23 protein-coding genes and 1 riboswitch are annotated in these 17,828 nt (G+C 64.9%); of the genes, 16 read left to right on the top strand and 7 right to left on the bottom strand.

The window, feature by feature from the left end; genetic code table 11:
• Window positions 1-10: 10 nt before the first annotated feature.
• Genes DBO86_RS11420 through DBO86_RS11410 form a run of 3 tightly spaced genes read left to right on the top strand, consistent with a single transcriptional unit; the run spans window position 11 to window position 2,204 of the window.
• A complete protein-coding gene (locus DBO86_RS11420) occupies window positions 11-421 on the top strand; it encodes an ExbD/TolR family protein (RefSeq protein WP_021489595.1) in 411 nt (136 codons plus the stop codon).
• Window positions 421-1,104: a TonB family protein gene (locus DBO86_RS11415; protein WP_108233729.1), complete on the top strand. Its 684-nt coding sequence runs from the start codon at window positions 421-423 to the stop codon at window positions 1,102-1,104. Before DBO86_RS11420 ends, DBO86_RS11415 begins: the two co-directional genes overlap by 1 nt.
• Before the next feature lie 2 nt (window positions 1,105-1,106).
• On the top strand, window positions 1,107-2,204 hold the full coding sequence (locus DBO86_RS11410) for a tetratricopeptide repeat protein (RefSeq protein WP_108233728.1): 1,098 nt from the start codon (window positions 1,107-1,109) through the stop codon (window positions 2,202-2,204).
• A 169-nt stretch (window positions 2,205-2,373) separates the two neighbouring features.
• Here DBO86_RS11410 and DBO86_RS11405 read toward each other — a convergent pair whose 3' ends face one another.
• The 4 genes from DBO86_RS11405 to DBO86_RS11390 form a co-directional block, all read right to left on the bottom strand.
• A complete protein-coding gene (locus DBO86_RS11405; protein ID WP_108233727.1) occupies window positions 2,374-2,895 on the bottom strand; it encodes a DUF3299 domain-containing protein in 522 nt (173 codons plus the stop codon).
• 52 nt (window positions 2,896-2,947) lie between these two features.
• Entirely contained in the window at window positions 2,948-4,354 is a 1,407-nt protein-coding gene (locus DBO86_RS11400) for an ABC transporter permease (protein ID WP_108233726.1), read from the bottom strand.
• Window position 4,355: 1 nt separating this feature from the next.
• Window positions 4,356-5,063, bottom strand: coding sequence for an ABC transporter ATP-binding protein (locus DBO86_RS11395; RefSeq protein WP_108233725.1), 708 nt, complete (start codon window positions 5,061-5,063; stop codon window positions 4,356-4,358).
• 219 nt (window positions 5,064-5,282) lie between these two features.
• Complete coding sequence (locus tag DBO86_RS11390; RefSeq protein WP_017675591.1) at window positions 5,283-5,867, bottom strand: DUF2796 domain-containing protein; 585 nt, start codon at window positions 5,865-5,867, stop codon at window positions 5,283-5,285.
• Window positions 5,868-5,980: 113 nt separating this feature from the next.
• Here DBO86_RS11390 and DBO86_RS11385 point away from each other — a divergent pair, with 113 nt between their 5' ends.
• Complete coding sequence (locus DBO86_RS11385) at window positions 5,981-6,322, top strand: hypothetical protein (RefSeq protein WP_017675590.1); 342 nt, start codon at window positions 5,981-5,983, stop codon at window positions 6,320-6,322.
• Window positions 6,323-6,581: 259 nt separating this feature from the next.
• Here the strand turns inward: DBO86_RS11385 and trxA are convergent, their stop codons facing one another.
• The 3 genes from trxA to DBO86_RS11370 are packed head-to-tail and all read right to left on the bottom strand — an operon-like array spanning window position 6,582 to window position 8,606.
• Window positions 6,582-7,454: a thioredoxin gene (trxA, locus tag DBO86_RS11380; RefSeq protein ID WP_108233724.1), complete on the bottom strand. Its 873-nt coding sequence runs from the start codon at window positions 7,452-7,454 to the stop codon at window positions 6,582-6,584.
• A gap of 55 nt (window positions 7,455-7,509) precedes the next feature.
• Window positions 7,510-8,169, bottom strand: coding sequence for a class I SAM-dependent methyltransferase (locus tag DBO86_RS11375; RefSeq protein WP_075749969.1), 660 nt, complete (start codon window positions 8,167-8,169; stop codon window positions 7,510-7,512).
• A complete protein-coding gene (locus tag DBO86_RS11370; protein ID WP_108233723.1) occupies window positions 8,166-8,606 on the bottom strand; it encodes a hypothetical protein in 441 nt (146 codons plus the stop codon). Before DBO86_RS11370 ends, DBO86_RS11375 begins: the two co-directional genes overlap by 4 nt.
• Window positions 8,607-8,751: 145 nt before the next feature.
• Between DBO86_RS11370 and nrdR the strand changes: the two genes are divergently transcribed.
• The 12 genes from nrdR (at window position 8,752) to DBO86_RS11310 (ending at window position 17,827) form a co-directional block, all read left to right on the top strand.
• Window positions 8,752-9,219, top strand: a complete 468-nt coding sequence (nrdR, locus tag DBO86_RS11365; protein WP_003243991.1) for a transcriptional regulator NrdR — start codon at window positions 8,752-8,754, stop codon at window positions 9,217-9,219.
• A complete protein-coding gene (ribD, locus tag DBO86_RS11360) occupies window positions 9,216-10,331 on the top strand; it encodes a bifunctional diaminohydroxyphosphoribosylaminopyrimidine deaminase/5-amino-6-(5-phosphoribosylamino)uracil reductase RibD (RefSeq protein ID WP_108233722.1) in 1,116 nt (371 codons plus the stop codon). Before nrdR ends, ribD begins: the two co-directional genes overlap by 4 nt.
• 159 nt (window positions 10,332-10,490) lie before the next feature.
• Window positions 10,491-10,645: riboswitch (FMN riboswitch) on the top strand.
• A 126-nt stretch (window positions 10,646-10,771) separates the two neighbouring features.
• On the top strand, window positions 10,772-11,434 hold the full coding sequence (locus DBO86_RS11355) for a riboflavin synthase (protein ID WP_003463215.1): 663 nt from the start codon (window positions 10,772-10,774) through the stop codon (window positions 11,432-11,434).
• Window positions 11,435-11,446: 12 nt separating this feature from the next.
• On the top strand, window positions 11,447-12,526 hold the full coding sequence (gene ribBA, locus DBO86_RS11350; RefSeq protein WP_108233721.1) for a bifunctional 3,4-dihydroxy-2-butanone-4-phosphate synthase/GTP cyclohydrolase II: 1,080 nt from the start codon (window positions 11,447-11,449) through the stop codon (window positions 12,524-12,526).
• Between the two features lie 213 nt (window positions 12,527-12,739).
• Window positions 12,740-13,216, top strand: a complete 477-nt coding sequence (ribH, locus tag DBO86_RS11345; RefSeq protein ID WP_074858119.1) for a 6,7-dimethyl-8-ribityllumazine synthase — start codon at window positions 12,740-12,742, stop codon at window positions 13,214-13,216.
• A complete protein-coding gene (gene nusB, locus DBO86_RS11340) occupies window positions 13,213-13,692 on the top strand; it encodes a transcription antitermination factor NusB (RefSeq protein WP_108233720.1) in 480 nt (159 codons plus the stop codon). Before ribH ends, nusB begins: the two co-directional genes overlap by 4 nt.
• 90 nt (window positions 13,693-13,782) lie before the next feature.
• Window positions 13,783-14,736: a thiamine-phosphate kinase gene (thiL, locus tag DBO86_RS11335; protein ID WP_090337657.1), complete on the top strand. Its 954-nt coding sequence runs from the start codon at window positions 13,783-13,785 to the stop codon at window positions 14,734-14,736.
• Window positions 14,737-14,751: 15 nt separating this feature from the next.
• On the top strand, window positions 14,752-15,279 hold the full coding sequence (locus DBO86_RS11330) for a phosphatidylglycerophosphatase A family protein (RefSeq protein ID WP_090337659.1): 528 nt from the start codon (window positions 14,752-14,754) through the stop codon (window positions 15,277-15,279).
• 14 nt (window positions 15,280-15,293) lie between these two features.
• Window positions 15,294-16,022: a substrate-binding periplasmic protein gene (locus tag DBO86_RS11325; protein WP_003463202.1), complete on the top strand. Its 729-nt coding sequence runs from the start codon at window positions 15,294-15,296 to the stop codon at window positions 16,020-16,022.
• Window positions 16,023-16,040: 18 nt separating this feature from the next.
• Window positions 16,041-16,685 (top strand): TIGR02281 family clan AA aspartic protease, encoded by a 645-nt coding sequence (locus DBO86_RS11320; RefSeq protein ID WP_003463199.1) that lies wholly within the window; start codon window positions 16,041-16,043, stop codon window positions 16,683-16,685.
• Between the two features lie 111 nt (window positions 16,686-16,796).
• Window positions 16,797-17,417 (top strand): GTP cyclohydrolase II, encoded by a 621-nt coding sequence (gene ribA, locus DBO86_RS11315; protein WP_108233719.1) that lies wholly within the window; start codon window positions 16,797-16,799, stop codon window positions 17,415-17,417.
• The gene (locus tag DBO86_RS11310; protein ID WP_074858134.1) at window positions 17,414-17,827 is read left to right on the top strand and encodes an MFS transporter; all 414 of its coding nucleotides are present in this window, start codon (window positions 17,414-17,416) and stop codon (window positions 17,825-17,827) included. The genes ribA and DBO86_RS11310 overlap by 4 nt, the downstream gene beginning before the upstream one ends.
• Window position 17,828 lies beyond the last annotated feature (1 nt).

Below are 17,828 nucleotides of genomic sequence, written 5' to 3'. Positions count from 1 at the left end.
ATCGCCCAACATGAGAATGCGTCGTCACCACCAGCAGGACGAAGACACCGGTATCGACCTTACGCCGATGCTCGACGTGGTCTTCATCATGCTGATCTTCTTCATCGTCACCAGCTCCTTCATTCGTGAGTCCGGCGTCGAGGTGCAGCGTCCGCAGGCGGAAACCGCCAGCCCGCAGGACAAGGGCAATATCCTCATCGCCGTCACCGCTGACGGGCAGATCTGGATGGATAAGCAGCCGGTGGACATCCGCAGCGTACGGGCGCATGTCGAGCGCATGCGCGTCGACCAGCCGGAGGGCGCGGTGGTGGTGCAGGCCGACCAGGATGCGCGTACCGGCCTGGTGGTTCAGGTGATGGATCAGGCACGTCTGGCCGGCGTGCAGGATGTTGCCCTGGCCGCCGGTAGCGGAGTCAACTGATGCGCCTGCCGCTGTCTTTTCTCGGCGCCTGCCTGATGGCCCTGGGGTTGTTCGCCCTGATGCTGTACATGGTCGCGCCGCCGAGTGCCAAGGTGAGCCAGGACCCGGTCAGCGTGGCCAACTTCGTGCGCATGGACGGTAACGCCAGCGAAACCGCCAGCCGCACCCGTCAGCAGGCACCGCAGCCACCTCAGCCGCAAACGCCGCAGCCACCCACGCCGCCGACACCGCAAACCGCCACGCCCAGCGCCAACCTGCCGGCGCTGGACATCCAACTGCCAAGCCTGGCCAGTGGTATCGCCGTCAACAGCGCGCCGGCACCGAGCTTGTCCGGTCTTGCACCGGGGGTTCCAGCGCCGACACCGCCGAGCCAGGCCGCCGAGTCCGGTGGGCAGATGGGCGGGATGGAGAGCGAAGTCATGCCGCTCAACGACGTGCGCCCGGAATACCCGCGTTATGCGCTGCAGCGTGGCATCGAAGGTTTCGTCAAACTGGCTTTCACCATCAATCGCTCCGGCAATGTGGAGAACATCCGCGTGCTGGAAGCCAACCCGCGTAACGTCTTCGAGCGCGAAGCACGCCGCGCCGCGGCACGCTGGCGCTTCGCGCCACGTACCGAAGGTGGCCTGGCGGTGGACCGCGAAGCGGTGAAGACCCTCTACTTCCGTCTGGAAAGGAGCTGACCATGTACCGTTGGTTGTTGCTCGTGATGCTCAGTGCTGCGGCCGTGCCTGGCATGGCCCAGCAGACTGTCGACCCGGCCGTGTTCAAGGCCCTGAACACGGCGCAGGTTGCGCAGCAGAAGGGCAACTATGCCGCCGCACGACGTGCGCTGGATGACGTCCAGGCCAAGAGCGGCAGCCTCGAAGAGGCACTGGTCTGGCGCAGCAAGGCCTACGTGGCCTGGTCGGCCGGCAACAACGGCCAGGCCATCGACTGGCTGGACAAGGCCGTACGCAGCGGCAAGCTCGACGAACAGATGCTCGCCGGCGAACGCCTCAATCTGGCCAAGCTCAACCTTGGCGAGCGCCGCTACGCCAAGGTCGTCGAGTTGCTGGCGCCGAATCAGGGCACTGCCTCCGAGGAGGTGCTGCAAATGCTGGTGCAGGCCTATCAGGGCATGAACCAGCCGGCCAAGGCGTTGCCTTTGGCCGAGCGATACGTGCAGGCCAATCCCAACGCCGCCGACATCTGGCTGCAGTTTCTGGTGGGGGCCAACGCCGATCTGAAACGTTATGCCCAGGCCGAGCGTTGGCAGCGCCAGTTGCTGGCGCGCCAGCCGAACGATGCCAAGGGCTGGCGTCAGCTGGCCGCCCTGCAGCAGATGGCCGGCAGCAACGACAAGGCGTTGGCGACCCTGCGTGCGGCGCACAGCAAGGGCCTGCGTTTCAGCGAAGCGGAGCTGGACAACCTGGTGCTCCTGGCCGGTGCTGCCGATCAGCCCTGGCAGGGCGCCAAGCTGCTCGCCGGCATGCTCGACAGTGGCCTGCTGGCCAACACCGCCGCACGTCAGGAGCGCCTGGGCCTGTTCTGGTGGCAGGCGCGTGATCGTGCGGCTGCGGTGCGCGTGCTGCGTCCGTTGGCCGAACGCAGCGGCAATGGCAAACACTGGCTGTACGTCGCCCAGTTGGAACTGGAACAGTCGCGCTGGCAGGCTGGCCTGGATGCGCTGGCGCGTGCCGAGCGTGGTGGCGCCGAGCGCGGCAAGGTGCGCTCCTGGCGGCAGTGGGCGGAAAGCGAGCTGCGTTTCGAGCGGGAGAACCGGGTCGCCAGCCGTAACTGACGATGGCGATGCCGGATATGAAAAAGCCAGACGCGATGTCTGGCTTTTTCTTGGGGGCGTATCGGTAGGCGCTTGTGTAGGAGACGCGCCTCGCGGCGAATGGTGCTAACACCGCAGATGTTTCTGGATGACCGCGACCGCTTCGCCCCGAGGCGGGGCTCCTACAGGCTCAGCTGTCGGGCAATTCGTAGGCGTAGATCTTGTCCGCTGCCATCTGGTAACCGACCTCGGCCAGCTCGCTGCTGACATGCTCGGTTTTCAGCGGGCCTTCCACCCAGAAGGGCTGGTACAGCGCATCGAGCAGCACGCCGAGTTCGCTGGTGACATGCACGATCTGGTTCGACGGCGGTGGCGGCACGTGGATGCAGGCGCCGAAGTAGGGCACCAGCAAAAACTCCACCACCCGGCCTTCGTCTGTCACATCCAGCGGCACGATATAGCCGGGCAGTTTCACCTGCTGGCCATTGAGCTCCTTGACCACCGGGGCGGCCGGCGATTGCTGCATGGCGGCCGGGCCGGATTCGGCAAGGGCGTCGGCCAATTGCGACAGGTCGTGGATCGGCGCGGGGTTGATAACCTGCGGCGGAGCATCCGGCGGGATCAGCTCCGACCAGGTGATTTCGCGCACATCGGCGGCGGCCAGCGGCAGGGCCAGCGTCAGCAACAGGCTGGCGAGCAGGGGGCGGAACATGGATTACCTCTGTGCAGTGATTCGCCTGCACAGTGTACAGGCGCATCGCACCTTACAGGCGTATCGACAGGCCATCGGCGAGTGACTGCCGATAGGCCCGCCAGGCCGGTACGCTGCCCATCGCCACGGCGGCGGCGAGAATGCCGCCAAGCAGTTTCCACTCGTAGCCGGATGGGGCATTGAGCGCCAGATACAGGCCGTAGTTGGCCTGCACGAAGCCCTGGCTGGCGGCGATGCCCAGATAGAGCAGCGCGACGCCGAAGGCTACTCCGGCCAGTGCCAGGGTGAAGGCTTCCAGCACCAGCAGGCTGGCGATATGCCAGGGACGGGCGCCTACCGAGCGCAGGATGGCCATCTCCCGGCGGCGCTCGTTGAGGCTGGTGAGAATCGCCGTGAGCATGCCGATCAGGCCGGTCAGCACGACGAACAGCGAGACCACGAACAGCGCCTGCTCGGCCGTGCCCATCAGGCTCCACAGCTCCTGCAGGGCAACCCCCGGCAGGATCGCCAGCAGCGGCTCGCCACGAAACTCGTTGATCTCGCGTTGCAGGCTGAAGGTGGCGATCTTGCTGTTGAGGCCCAACATGAAGGCGGTGATCTGCTTGGGCTGCAGCGCCTGTCCACAAGCTACTGCGCTTGACGCTGCTGCGTTGAAAGCGGGCTCGGAATGCTCATTGAGATTCGACTCAACTGCGCTTTCTCGCCCGCTTTCGCCTTGTCTCGTCTGCGCTCGCGACGCTTGTGAACAGGCGCTTGCCCACTCTCGCACCTGATCCGCGCTGATCTGCGCCGCGCCGCGTGCCGGCATGCCGTTTTGCCAGTCGATGTGCAGCGCCTCTATGCCCGCCAGGGAGATGTGCAGCGTGCGGTCCACTGGCGTGCCGGTGCGTTCGAGGATGCCGACCACGGTGAACGGCTTGTCGTCATGCTTGACCAGGCTGATGGTGGCGACGCCGTGGGCCAGAACGATGTTCTCGCCGAGGCCGTAGCCCAGCGCCTGGGCCACTTCCGCGCCGAGTACTACCTCGAACGGGTCGTCGGCAAACTCGCGGCCCTGGGCCAACTTCAGCGCCTGGCTGCGGGCGTAGCGGTAGTGCTCGAAATAGGCGGTGCTGGTGCCCATGACTCGATAGCCGCGGTGCGAGTCACCGAGGGAAATGGGGATGGCCCACTTCACCTGACGGTGGTTGGCGAAGTGCTCGAAACTGTCCCAGCGGATGTTGTTGGTGGCGTTGCCGATGCGGAACACCGAGTAGAGCAGCAGGTTCACGCTGCCGGAGCGGGCGCCGACGATCAGGTCGGTGCCGCTGATGGTGTTGGCGAAGCTGGCGCGCGCCTCGGTGCGCACGCGCTCGACGGCCAGCAGCAGGCACACCGACAGGGCGATGGCGAACACCGTGAGCAGGGCGGTGAAACGACGGTTGGCCAGGCTGGCCAGGGCGATGCGGATCAGGTGCATCTCAGGCCTCCTGGGCGCGCGTGGCGCGGTTCAGTTCGCCCAGCGACAAGCTGCGGTCGAACAGCGGGGCCAGACTCTGGTCGTGGCTGACGAACAGCAGGCTGGCGCCGGCGGCGCGGCATTCGGCGAACAATAGTTGCAGGAAAGCTTCGCGGGCGTCGAAGTCCAGCGCCGAGGTGGGTTCGTCGGCGATCACCAGTTCCGGCTGGCCGATCAGCGCTCGCGCGGCAGCAACGCGTTGTTGCTGGCCGATGGACAATTCGTCGGCACGGCGGCCGAGCAGCTCGGCGCGCAGGCCGAGGTGATCGAGCAGCGCAGCGGCGGCTGCATCGATGCTGCCGTGGCGCTGGCGCGCGCGTTCGGCACGCAGGCGCGAGAAGCGGCAGGGCAGCTCGACGTTCTCGCGCACTGAGAGAAACGGCAGCAGGTTGAACTGCTGGAAGATGTAGCCGGTGTGATCGACACGGAAGCGATCACGGGCACCGGCCGAGAGCTGGCCCAGGTCCTGGCCAAGCAGGCGGATATGGCCGCTTTGCGCCCTTTGTACGCCACCGAGCAGGCCGAGCAGGGTGGTTTTGCCGCTGCCGCTGGGGCCCTTGAGAAACAGGGTTTCGCCGCGCGCCAGGGTGAAATGGGGAATATCCAGCAACTGCGCCTGGCCAGGCCAGGCGAAGCCGAGATCGGCGAGTTCGATCAGAGGTTGGGTCATGGTTTCTTCGAATCGTCGTTCATGAAAAGCCGGGCATGGTGGCCTGATCGTCTGAGCCGAGCTCGCGGATGGCATTCACACCTGCGGAGCAGGTTTGTGGGAGGAGCTTTAGCGGCGAGCTTTTTCGCGGCTAAAACGGGTCACCAGCTGGTCCTCCCACAAAACTGATGGGGTGGATGAAAAGAGCGTCAGCTACGCGCCCCGATCCACCCTACGGCATCAGAAAGACAGACGTGGCTGGGCTGGAGTCAGTTCCACGCCCTGTTGGCCGTTCGGGCCGATCAGTTGTACCTGAATCTTCTCGGTGGCGGGGAAGCGTTTGAACAGCTCGGCCAGATCCAGTTGTTTCAATTCGTTGGCCTTGGCGCATTCGAAGCGGTAGTGCGCATGAATGTCGCTGTGTTCGCCTTCGTGCTTGTGATCGTGATGGTCATGCTTGTGGTCGTGCGCCTTACCAGCGAACAGGGGGCTTTGCAGTTCGACCTCGGTGGCCTTGCAGTCGCCGCTGGTCAGGGCGAACAGGCTGATGGGTTGCTCCAGCTCGCGCTTGGCGGCCGCGACCTTGGCCTTGTCGGCATCGCTTTTGGCTGCATGTTCGAAGCCGACCAGGTTCATCGCCGGGCTTTCGAATTGCAGCTCCAGCAGGTTGCCGTCCAGCGCGGCATTGAGGCTGGCGACACCATGCTCGTGGGCTCCAAGGCTGTCGTGGGAATGTTCGTGGTCGTGATCATGGCCGTGCTCATGAGCCTGGGCAGCGACCAGGGGCAACAGGGCGAAGGGCAGGGCGAGCAGCAGGTGGCGCATGGTTATCTCCAGCGTAGGTGCGATTTGATTGTTACGTTATAACAACTTTCGTGGCGAACTGGCCAGCCTGGCGCTGCCGTGGGAGCATGTGAATTCCTGACTGGAGGCTGAACATGGTGCGAATACGTGGGCGCATTGGCGACTGGCCGGTGGATCTGACGCTGGAGCTGGATGCCGAGGACTGGGCGCAACTGGCGCAGCACGTGGCGGTTACGCCGGTTGCCAATGTGGTGGCACCGACTCCCATGGCGGATGCAGGTGATGCGTTATGGCAGACCGCATTGCAGCTGGTGCGTGAGGCGGGGCAGGTCGAAGGGCCACGGCTGATGGCGCAGCTGGCTGCGCTGGCTGGTGGCGAAGCTGCAGGCAAGCGCTTGCTGGTGCGTCTACGTCATTGCGAGCAGATCCGCATGGAAACCGGCGCGGATGCGCCGATCTATCACTGGCAGGAGTAGTCGCTCAGGCTGGTAGGGTGTCGCGCGCTGCCATGCAGCGCGCAACGAGGCGCTAGCGCCGCCATCGCTGGTGCGCACCACAAGGCGAGGGTCGTAGGGCGTACCGGGGCGCCGGACGCTCGGAAGCAGTACGCCGTTGAGGGGAGTGTTGGACGTGAGTTGCGGTGCAGAACTTGGCACGGCCCGGCGGACTGTTCGCTTCGCTACGAGCGGCCGGCGTTCCGATCCGCCCTACGGCTAGCGCGATCCAACGCTGGGATCAGTAGATCGCCTGATACAGCTTGCGGCGGTATGTGGTGACCAGCGGGTGGTCGCCGCCGAGCAGATCGAACACTTGCAGCAGGGTCTTGTGTGGCAAGCCGTCACTGTAGCTGCGATTGCGCACGAACAGCTTGAGCAGGCCGTCCAGCGCCGCTTCGTACTGCTGGCGCGCCAGTTGTTGCACGGCCAGTTGATACAGCGCTTCGTCGTCCTCGGCATTCTGTGCCAGGCGGCTTTTCAGCGTGGCAGCGTCCGGCAGATCGGCGGCCTGGCGCAGAAAGGTCAGTTGCGCCCTGGCGCCGGCGAGCGCCTGCTTGTGTTCGTCACCCTTGACCGCATCGAGTGCCACCTGGGCTTCGCCCAGCTCGCCGCGCTCGGCCAGGCAACGCGCGTAGAGGATCAGCGCGGCAGCATTTTCGTTGTTTTCGGTCAGCACCTGCTTGAGCAGTGTTTCGGTGTCGGCAAAACGGCCTTCGGCGAACAGCGCCTGGGCGGTCTCCATCGGGTCGGCAGCGGCAGGAGCCGGTTCGGCGACATGGGGTTTGAGCATCTCGCGGATCGCCGCTTCCGGCTGGGCGCCGGCGAAGCCATCCACCGGCTGGCCGTCCTTGAACAACACCACGGTGGGCAGGCTGCGAATGCCGAAACGCATGACGATGTCCTGCTCGATATCGCAGTTGACCTTGGCCAGCAGCAACTCACCGGCATATTCCTCGGTGATCTTCGCCAGCATTGGCATCAGCGCCTTGCACGGCGCGCACCATTCGGCCCAGAAGTCCACCAGCACAGGTTTGTGAAAGGAGTTCTCGATCACCAGTTGCTCGAAGTTGGCGGCGCCGGAGATGTCGAAGATGTAAGGGGAGTCGCTCATGGTCGGTCTCGAAAAAGCAGGGCAATAGCCTATTAATGCGGGCAGCGTGGCGCGGTTACAAGGGGCGCGCGGCGTGATACAGGCTGACTTCGCGGAATTCCGCCGGTTCGGCCAGGTCCGGCCAGGTGCAGCCATCCAGCAACGCCAGGCGCTGGTAGAGCGGATGTTGGAAATCCTTGACCCGCGAATCGGCCACCAGCGCCTGACGGCCGCGGCTGAGAAAATGATCGAGCAGCGGCAGGTTGGCGCGATCGTAAAGCACGTCGGCGACCAGAATCAGGTCGTAGCGGTCGGCTTCGGCGAAGAAATCTTCCGAGTAGTTCAGCGTCACGCCGTTGAGCTCGGCATTGGCGCGGCTGGCGGCCAGCGCCACGGGGTCGAGGTCGCAGGCCACCACGTCGGCGGCACCCGCCTTGGCTGCGGCGATGGCAGCCACGCCGGAGCCTGCGCCGAAATCCAGCACGCGTTTGCCGCGTACCCACTCGGGGCGTTCGGCCAGCCAGCGGGCGAGCACCAGGCCGCTGGCCCAGCAGAAGCACCAGTAGGGCGGCTCTTCGAGGATGCGCCGGGTTTCCTCGGGGTTGAACGCGCGATCCATATTGCTGGCGTCGATCAGCCACAGGGCGATATCGGTACCCGGCAGCGTTTCGGCCACCAGGCGGGCATCGCCGAGCAGTTCGCTCAGTGCCTGCTGCAGCGCTTCGGGTGGCCTCATGGCGCCGGCACCAGTTGCAGGGCGCCAAGGTCCTGATCGCGCAGCTCGACGATGGTGCGTGCCGGCAAGCGTTGCACCAGGCGCCCGGAGTGACTGACCCGGCCACGCAGTTCCAGGCGCAGATCCTGCGGCACCTGCTGCATGTTCAGCGGCAGATGAAACGGCAGCGCTTCGCCGTTGCCACGCAGATGAACCTGGCCGAGCAGCGCGCGCGGCCTGCCGCGCATATCCACGCCCAACAGTGCCAGGTCGACATCGGCGCCTGCCGCGACGCCAAGCAACTCGCCACGCAGGCCAGGGCCCTGGATCGGCGCAGTGTTGGGTTCTGCCGGTGCAGGTGCCGGCATGGGGGGCGGCACGGTGGTGGTTGGCTCGCCGGCGCAGGCGACAAGCAGGCTGCTCAGGGCCAGTGGCAGAAGGGGCAGGTATCGGTTCATGGCATGTACTGCTCTTGGAGGTGCTTGCCCATAGCTTAATTTGTCTTGTGCCTGCCAAGCAGGCCTTCTCAAGGCTCCTTACATTTTTCAACGGCGTGCTATGCGCTACCATGATGCCTTTGCCGCCAATCAGTCAGCGCCTGCCATGCATTGTCCCTTCTGCGCCGCCAACGACACCAAAGTCATCGATTCCCGTCTGGTCGCCGAGGGCGATCAGGTGCGCCGCCGCCGCGAATGCGTGGCCTGCGGCGAACGTTTCACCACCTTCGAAACCGCCGAACTGGTGATGCCGCGCCTGATCAAGCAGGACGGCAGCCGTCAGCCTTTCGATGAAGAGAAGCTGCGCGCCGGCATGCAGCGTGCGCTGGAAAAACGCCCGGTAAGCGTCGAGCGCCTGGAAGAGGCCATCGCCCGCATCAAGCAGCAACTGCGTGCCACCGGCGAACGCGAGGTGAAATCGCTGGTGCTCGGTGAGTTGGTGATGACCGAACTGAGCAAGCTCGACGAGGTGGCCTACATCCGTTTCGCCTCGGTGTACCGACGCTTCCAGGACCTCAACGAGTTCCGCGAAGAGATCGAGCGCCTGGCCCGCGAGCCGTCGAAAAGCCGATGAGCGAGCGCGACCACTTGTTCATGGCGCGCGCCCTGCGGCTGGCGCGTAAAGGCCTCTACTCCACCCATCCCAATCCGCGTGTCGGCTGCGTCATCGTGCGTGACGGCGAGATCGTCGGCGAGGGCTGGCATGCTCGTGCCGGCGAACCGCACGCCGAGGTGCACGCCCTGCGTCAGGCGGGAGAACGGGCACGCGGTGCCACCGCCTACGTGACTCTGGAACCCTGTAGCCACCACGGGCGTACGCCGCCCTGCGCCGATGCGCTGGTCGCCGCCGGTGTCGGTCGCGTGGTTGCGGCGATGCAGGACCCCAACCCGCAGGTCGCGGGTCGAGGTTTGTTACGCCTGGCCAGTGCCGGTATCGAAGTGCTGTCCGGCGTGCTGGAGGCCGAGGCGCGAGCGCTCAATGCCGGTTTCATCAAGCGCATGGAGAGCGGGCTGCCGTTGGTGCGGGTCAAATCGGCGATGAGTCTCGATGGCCGCACGGCCATGGCCAGTGGCGAAAGCCAGTGGATCACCGGCCCGGCGGCGCGTGCCGAGGTGCAGCGTTTGCGTGCGCAGTCCAGCGTGGTGCTCAGCGGCGCCGACACCGTGCTGGCCGACGACGCCCGGCTGACCGTGCGTCCTGACGAGCTGGGATTGGGTGTCGAAGCCACCTTCATGGCCGCCTCGCGGCCGCCGCTGCGGGTGCTGGTTGATGGCCGGCTGCGGGTACCGCTGAGCAAATCCTTCTTCCAAGTCGGCCCGGCTCTGGTGGCCACCTGTGCGGCCGCTGCCGCGCGCGACCGCTATCTGGCCGACGGCCACGAACTGCTTGCCGTACCGGGCAGCAATGGTCACGTCGATTTGCGCAAGTTGCTGCTGGAGCTGGCCGGCCGTGGCGTCAACGAGGTGCTGGTAGAGGCCGGGCCGCGTCTGGCCGGCGCCTTCGCCCGCGCCGGGTTGGTGGACGAGTACCGCATCTTCGTTGCGCCCAAGCTGCTGGGTTCCAGTGCTCGGCCGTTGTTCGAGCTGCCGCTCAACCGTATGGCCGAGGCGCCGGAGTTGCAGATTGTCGATATCCGCGCCGTGGGCGACGACTGGCAGATCACCGCGGTGCCCAAGGCCAGGTAGGGTGCGTCGCAGTTCTCTCTGAGTCCCCCTTGTCTGGTGGCAACCACTCGAGCGGGCCTGGCCGATCGGCGGTTGACCCTGCTGCGCGCAGCGCACCCTACAAGCCATGCGCCACAGCGATAAATATGGTAAAACGCCACGCGGCCATTCATATGGCCGCAACGTTCTCAGGGCGGGGCGAAATTCCCCACCGGCGGTAATGGTTCGTAGAACCTAGCCCGCGAGCGCTCGCCACGGCACCTGCCAGGCGAGGTCCAGCAGACCCGGTGTGATTCCGGGGCCGACGGTATAGTCCGGATAAAGAGAGAGCGGGATTCCCTCCACGGGCGCCTCGTGCGTGTCCGCGAAATCCCTATCGATCGGCATTGCCCTGTTTTTGACCAAAACAGGAGTTCGTCCATGCTGTTCAGCAATACCTTCAACGTGAAACCGGAGGGCGCATGTTCACCGGCATAATCGAAGCCATCGGCAGTATCCGCGCCATGACGCCGAAAGGTGGCGACGTGCGCGTTTACGTGGCCACCGGAAAACTCGACCTGGGCGACGTCAAGCTCGGCGACAGTATCGCCGTCAACGGCATCTGCCTGACCGCCGTGGAACTGCCAGGCGACGGCTTCTGGGCCGATGTCAGTCGCGAGACGCTGGCGCGTACCGCCTTCGTCGACCTCAAACCCGGCAGCGCCGTCAATCTGGAAAAGGCCCTGACGCCCACCAGTCGCCTCGGCGGCCATCTGGTCAGCGGTCACGTCGACGGCGTCGGCGAGATCGTCTCGCGTGCCGATAACGCCCGCGCCGTGCAGTTCAAGGTGCGCGCGCCGCGTGAGCTGGCCAAGTACATCGCGCATAAGGGTTCGATCACCGTCGACGGCACCAGCCTGACCGTCAACGCGGTCGATGGCGCCGAATTCGAGCTGACCATCGTGCCGCATACCCTGGCCGAGACCATCATGGTCGACTACCAGGCCGGGCGTAAGGTCAACCTCGAGGTCGACCTGCTGGCACGTTACCTTGAGCGCCTGCTGCTCGGTGACAAGGCCGCAGAACCCAAGGCCTCAGGCCTGACCGAAAGCTTTCTCGCCGAACACGGCTACCTGAAGAATTGAGGAGACGCCCCGATGGCGCTCAATACCGCTGAAGAACTGATCGAAGACATCCGCGCCGGCAAGATGGTCATCCTTATGGATGACGAGGATCGCGAGAACGAAGGCGACATTATCATCGCCTCCGAATGCGTCACCGCCGAGCACATCAACTTCATGGCCCGTTTCGCCCGTGGCCTGATCTGCATGCCGATGACCCGCGAGCGTTGCGAGCTGCTCAAGCTGCCGCTGATGGCGCCGCGCAACGGTTCCGGCTTTGGCACCAAGTTCACCGTCTCCATCGAGGCGGCCGAAGGCGTGACCACCGGCATCTCCGCTGCCGACCGCGCACGCACCGTACAGGCTGCCGTGGCGCGCAATGCGGTGGCCGAGGATATCGTCAGCCCCGGCCACATCTTCCCGCTGATGGCCCAGCCCGGCGGCGTGCTGGCCCGTGCCGGCCACACCGAAGCGGCCTGCGACCTGGCGCGTATGGGCGGTTTCGAACCGAGCGGGGTGATCTGCGAGATCATGAACGACGACGGCACCATGGCCCGTCGCCCGGAGCTGGAGAAGTTCGCCGAAGAGCACGGCCTGAAGATCGGCACCATCGCCGACCTGATCCACTACCGCCTGATCCACGAGCGTACCGTCGAGCGCATTAGCGAGCAGCCGCTGGACACTGAGCTGGGTCAGTTCAATCTGGTGACCTACCGGGACGGCGTCGAGGACACCGCACACATGGCGCTGACCCTGGGCACCATCTGCGCCGAAGAGCCGACCCTGGTGCGCGTGCACAACATGGACCCGCTGCGCGACCTGTTCCTGGTCAACCAGCCGGGGCGCTGGAGCATGCGTGCGGCCATGGCCGAAGTGGCCAAGGCTGGTAGCGGCGTGGTGCTGCTGCTGGGCAACCCGCTGACCGGGCCGGAGCTGCTGGCGCTGATCAGCCGCCAGCAACCGGCCAACCCTGCGACTTACAGCACCGTGGGCGCCGGCTCGCAGATTCTGCGCGACCTCGGCGTACGCAAGATGCGCCTGATGAGCTCGCCGATGAAGTTCAACGCGATATCCGGCTTCGACCTCGAGGTTGTAGAATACCTGCCTTCTAAATAAGAAGCGGCTCGACAGAGCCGCATCTGATGACCCTCTCCCTCCGGGAGAGGGTGCCCGAAGGGTGGGAGAGGGAATTGTGGCCAACGCCGAACCCTCTCCCCCGGCCCCTCTCCCACAAGTGGGAGAGGGGAGCAAAGCCCGCTCCCCCGGGAGCACGAATTTTATTTTCGGGGCGCACGACGCCCCGGCTCTTTAACCCATGTGAGACCCGTCATGACCCTGAAGACCATCGAAGGTACCTTCATCGCCCCGCAGGGCAAATACGCCCTGGTGGTAGGCCGTTTCAACAGCTTCGTCGTCGAGAGCCTGGTCAGCGGCGCCATCGACGCCTTGGTGCGCCATGGCGTGCAGGAAAGCGACATCACCATCATCCGTGCGCCGGGTGCCTTCGAGATTCCGCTGGTCACCCAGAAGGTCGCCCAGCGTGGCGAATACGCGGCGATCATCGCCCTCGGTGCGGTCATTCGTGGCGGCACTCCGCACTTCGAATACGTCGCTGGCGAGTGCACCAAGGGCCTGGCCCAGGTCTCCATGGAATACGGCGTACCGGTCGCCTTCGGCGTCCTGACCGTCGACTCCATCGAACAAGCCATCGAACGTTCCGGCACCAAGGCGGGTAACAAGGGTGCCGAAGCTGCGCTGTCTGCCCTGGAAATGGTCAGCCTGCTGGCGCAGTTGGAGGCCAAGTGAGCAACTCCGGTAACGGCCAGCCGGCCAAGAAGGGCCCCAGCGGCAAGATCCTCGCGCGCCGCGAAGCCCGTACCCTGGCCATGCAGGCCCTGTACTCCTGGCATATCGCCGGGCAGCCGCTGAACGAGATCGAAGCGCAGTTTCGCGTCGACAACGATTTCAGCAAGGTCGATGGCGCCTACTTCCACGAGATCCTGCACGGTGTGCCGCGGCAGAAGACCGAACTCGACGGCGCCTTCGCCCCGCTGCTCGATCGCCCACTGGAAGAGATCGATCCGGTCGAACTGGCCATTCTGCGGCTGTCCACCTACGAGCTGAAGAACCGCGTCGATGTACCCTACAAGGTGGTGATCAACGAAGGTATCGAGCTGGCCAAGGTGTTCGGTGCCACTGACGGGCACAAGTTCGTCAACGGCATCCTCGACAAGCTAGCGCCGACGCTGCGCGCTACTGAAGTAAGCGCCAACAAGCGCTGAGGCCCGCGGGGATGCTCGATTCACGATCCTGCGCTCCCGTGCCCTGCCTGAACTGTGCAGGGCCGGCCCACGGCAGATCGTTGCCGGCTCATGGGTGAGTTCGAGCTGATCCGTCGCTATTTCGCCGCTGCCCCCTGTGCGCAGGGTGGTGACGGCGTGGTTCGCGGTATCGGCGATGACTGCGCGCTGCTGGCGTTGCCCGCCGGTGAACAGCTGGCGGTTTCCACCGACACCTTGGTTGCCGGGGTGCACTTCCCCGAATCCTGCGATGCCTTTCTCCTCGGTCAGCGTGCGCTGGCCGTCTCCGCCAGTGACCTGGCAGCCATGGGCGCTACGCCGCTGGCCTTTACCCTCGCGCTGACCTTGCCGAGCGCCAGTGAAACCTGGCTGGCCGAGTTCGCGCGTGGCCTGCAGCAGATGGCCGAGAACTGCTCGCTGGCGCTGGTCGGTGGCGACACCACGCGTGGCCCGCTGAGCCTGACGCTGACCGTGTTCGGCCGTGTGCCGGCCGGGCAGGCACTGTTGCGCAGCGGTGCGCAGGTGGGTGATCTGCTGTGCGTGGGTGGCGAGCTGGGTGACGCTGCTGGCGCCCTGCCACTGGTATTGGCCCAGCGTGATGCAACGCCTGAAGTCGCCGAGCCTTTGCTGGCTCGTTACTGGTCGCCACAACCGCAGTTGGCCCTGGGCCAGGCGCTGCGCGGCCTCGCCACGTCTGCCCTGGATATTTCCGATGGTCTGCTCGCCGACTGCGGGCATATCGCCAAGGCTTCACAGGTCGCCCTGCAGATCGAACTGGAACAGGTTCCGCTGTCTGCGCCGCTGCTTGCGTTCGCTGGCGAAGAGCAGGCGCGGCTCTGTGCCCTGGGTGGTGGCGACGACTACCGTCTGGCCTTTACCCTGCCCCCAGCCCGGCTCGCGCAGCTGCAAGCCGATTGGCCCGAAGTGTGTGTTATCGGCCGCGTTCAGGCAGGCGCTGGGGTACAGTTGCTGGATGCCGCTGGCCAGCCTATCGATCCGCCAACCGGCGGCTACCAACATTTCTGACAGGACGGAATACGTGTGACCGATCACCCCAACCAGGTTCCCGCCGAATACGTACCGCCTTCGGTGTGGCGCAACCCCTGGCATTTCATCGCTTTCGGTTTCGGCTCCGGCACTCTGCCCAAGGCGCCAGGCACCTGGGGCTCGCTGGTGGCACTGCCCTTCGTGCCGTTGTGGCAGATGCTGCCGGACTGGGGGTATTGGCTGATGCTCGGGGTGACCATGCTGTTCGGCTTCTGGCTGTGCGGCAAGGTCGCCGACGACCTGCGCGTGCACGACCATGAAGGCATCGTCTGGGACGAAATGGTCGGCATGTGGATCACCCTTTGGCTGGTACCTGAAGGTTGGGTCTGGTTGCTGCTAGGCTTTCTGATGTTCCGTCTGTTCGACATCGTCAAACCCTGGCCCATCCACTGGGTTGACCGGCATGTGCATGGCGGAGTCGGCATCATGCTCGATGACGTGATCGCCGGGGTATTCGCCTGGCTGGCGATGCAGGGGCTGGTGTGGGGTTGGGATCGTTATGCAGCGCTGTTGGGCTTTTAGAGAGGCAAGCAAAGATGGCTGCGAGGCTGTTGGCATTGCTGCTGGGCATGAGCGTAATCCTGACGGCGCATGCCGAACTGCAGCCGCCGGACGAGATTCAGGTGGCCAGCGAAGTCTGGGAAGGGCACACCAATGCCGACGGCCCGGGCATGGCCTGGGGTATCCTGCGTGAGGTGTTCGAGCCGGTCGGGGTGCGCTTGCATGTGCAGAGCGTGCCTTACACCCGTGCGGTAGGTCTGGTTCAGCGTGGCAGTGCCGATGCCTGGGTGGGTTCCTACCGCGATGAAATAGATGAAGGTGTGCTGTATCCGCGCTGGCATTACGACGGCGAGCGCGTCAGTGCACTCGGTCTGCGCGGCAAGCCGGCCCCCACGCTGGAGTCGCTCGGTGAGCTGCATCTGGCCTGGAAGCGCGGTTACGAATACCAGCGCTATCTGCCGAATGTGCGGCATTACCGGGAAGTTCGGCAGCATAGCGATATTCTTGGCATGCTTGATCAGGGGCATGCCGATTTCCATATCGACTCCCATTCGGAACTCGAGCTGCTGCTGGCGAATGTTGCGCGACGCGGCCGCTATCAGTTGGTCGAGCTGACCTGGTTGCCGCTTTACATCGGTTTTGCCGATAACGTCAGAGGGCGCGCCCTGGCCGAGCTGTTCGATCAGCGCATGGCGCTGCTGGTCAAGGCCGGGACGTTACGGCCAATCTTCGCGCGCTGGCAGCAGCCTTATCCCTTCGATTGAGCCGGGAGGCCGTCCTACATGCAGTTTCGTCACTGTCTCGCCGTGTTGGCGCTGTTGGGGTCGAGTGTTGTCTGCGCTGCTTCTCAGGTTCAGGTGGTTGGGCTGTTCCCCGGTGCCGCAGTGGTCAATGTCGATGGCCAGCGCAAGCTGGTGCGGGTCGGCCAGACCGGTCCGGGTGGGGTAGAGGTAGTCAGCGTCGACAAGCAGGGCGCGGTGCTGCGTGTCGAGGGTGTCGAGCGCGCCTATCCACTGAGTCGTGAATACAGTGCCGGTTTCGCCGAGCCGGTAAGGAAGCGTCTGAGCATCGCCAAGGGGCCAGGTGGTCACTACTGGATCACCGGTTCGGTCAACGGCCAAAGTGTGCCATTCCTAGTGGATACTGGTGCCACGTCGGTTGCTCTCAACGAAGCCCAGGCGCGCCGCCTAGGCATCGACTTTCGCGTCAGTGGGCAACCGCTCACGGTCAGCACGGCCAGTGGCACGGCGCGGGGCTGGCGGGTCCGCCTGGATCGGGTCAAGGTCGGCGATATCGAGGTGCTTGGTGTCGAGGCCGTGGTGTTGGAGGGTGGCGCGCCCGCCGAAGCATTGCTCGGCATGAGCTTCATGGGGCGGGTGGGCTGGCGCGAAGAACAAGGCATGCTGGTGCTCGAATCCAAGCTTTGAGGTTGCCATTGACCGTTTCGATACTGATGATCGGCAATTCTGACTGACCCGCCAGCGGGGGCTACTGATACAATGCCGGCCCTGTTTCGTACTCATTGCTAGGAGTATCCGGTGTCCGTCGTGTTCGTCGCCGCCTCCCAACTGCCCACGCCCTTCGGTGTGTTCACCATGCACGGTTTTCTCGATGAGGCTACCGGCAAGGAACATGTCGCCCTGACCTTCGGCAACGTCGCCGACGGTGCACCGGTGCTGGGGCGTCTGCATTCCGAATGCCTGACCGGCGACGCGCTGTTCAGCCTGCGTTGCGACTGTGGTGCCCAGCTGCAGGCGGCGCTGCAGGCCATTGCCAACGAAGGCCGCGGCGTGCTGCTGTATCTGCGTCAGGAAGGCCGTGGTATTGGTCTGTTGAACAAGATCCGCGCCTATGAACTGCAGGACGGCGGTGCCGATACCGTGGAAGCCAACGAGCGCCTGGGCTTCGGCGCCGATCAGCGCGACTATGCCATCTGCCGGCCGATGCTCGAACACCTGGGCATCGATAGCCTCAAGCTGATGACCAACAACCCGCGCAAGGTCAAGGCGCTGGGCGAGATGGGCATCACCGTGGATCATCGCGTGCCGTTGCAGATCGCGCACAACCCCTACAACAAGCGTTACCTCGCCACCAAGGCCGGCAAGCTCGGTCATATGCTGGGCAATCAGCATCAGGGCGAGACCGAGGGCAGTCTGTGACCCGTGCTCAGGTCAAGCGCCGCCTGGCCCTGGCCTGGTGGCGTCAGCTGGCTGTGGCGCTGGCGCCTCTGTTCATGTTCAACCTGTTGTTCGGCGGAGGTAACGCCACGGTTCTGAGCATGCCGCTGTTCATTGCCGGCCTGGCCTCGATGTTCGTCAGCCTGCCGTTGTTCTCCGCCTACAAGCGCGCCCTGATCGCCACCGATAAGGCCCTCGACAGCGACGACGAACCAGCCGCCTGGCTGGAGCTGGATCGTGTGCGTTTGCGCGCCTTGCTCGGCGCGGCCCTGCCAGCCTGGATCGCCGCACTGGCCGTGCTGGTTGGCCTGGAGGCGATACCGCTGGTGCTGCTGGCGCTGTCCTCCATCGTTCTGCACAGCCTCTACCGCATACCTCGTCAACTCGGCTGAG

The sequence above is a fragment of the Ectopseudomonas oleovorans genome (genome assembly GCF_003052605.1).
Classification (GTDB): domain Bacteria; phylum Pseudomonadota; class Gammaproteobacteria; order Pseudomonadales; family Pseudomonadaceae; genus Aquipseudomonas; species Aquipseudomonas oleovorans_A.
Note: the sequence above shows the minus strand (reverse complement) of the source record. Positions and strands in the feature narration are given on the sequence as shown.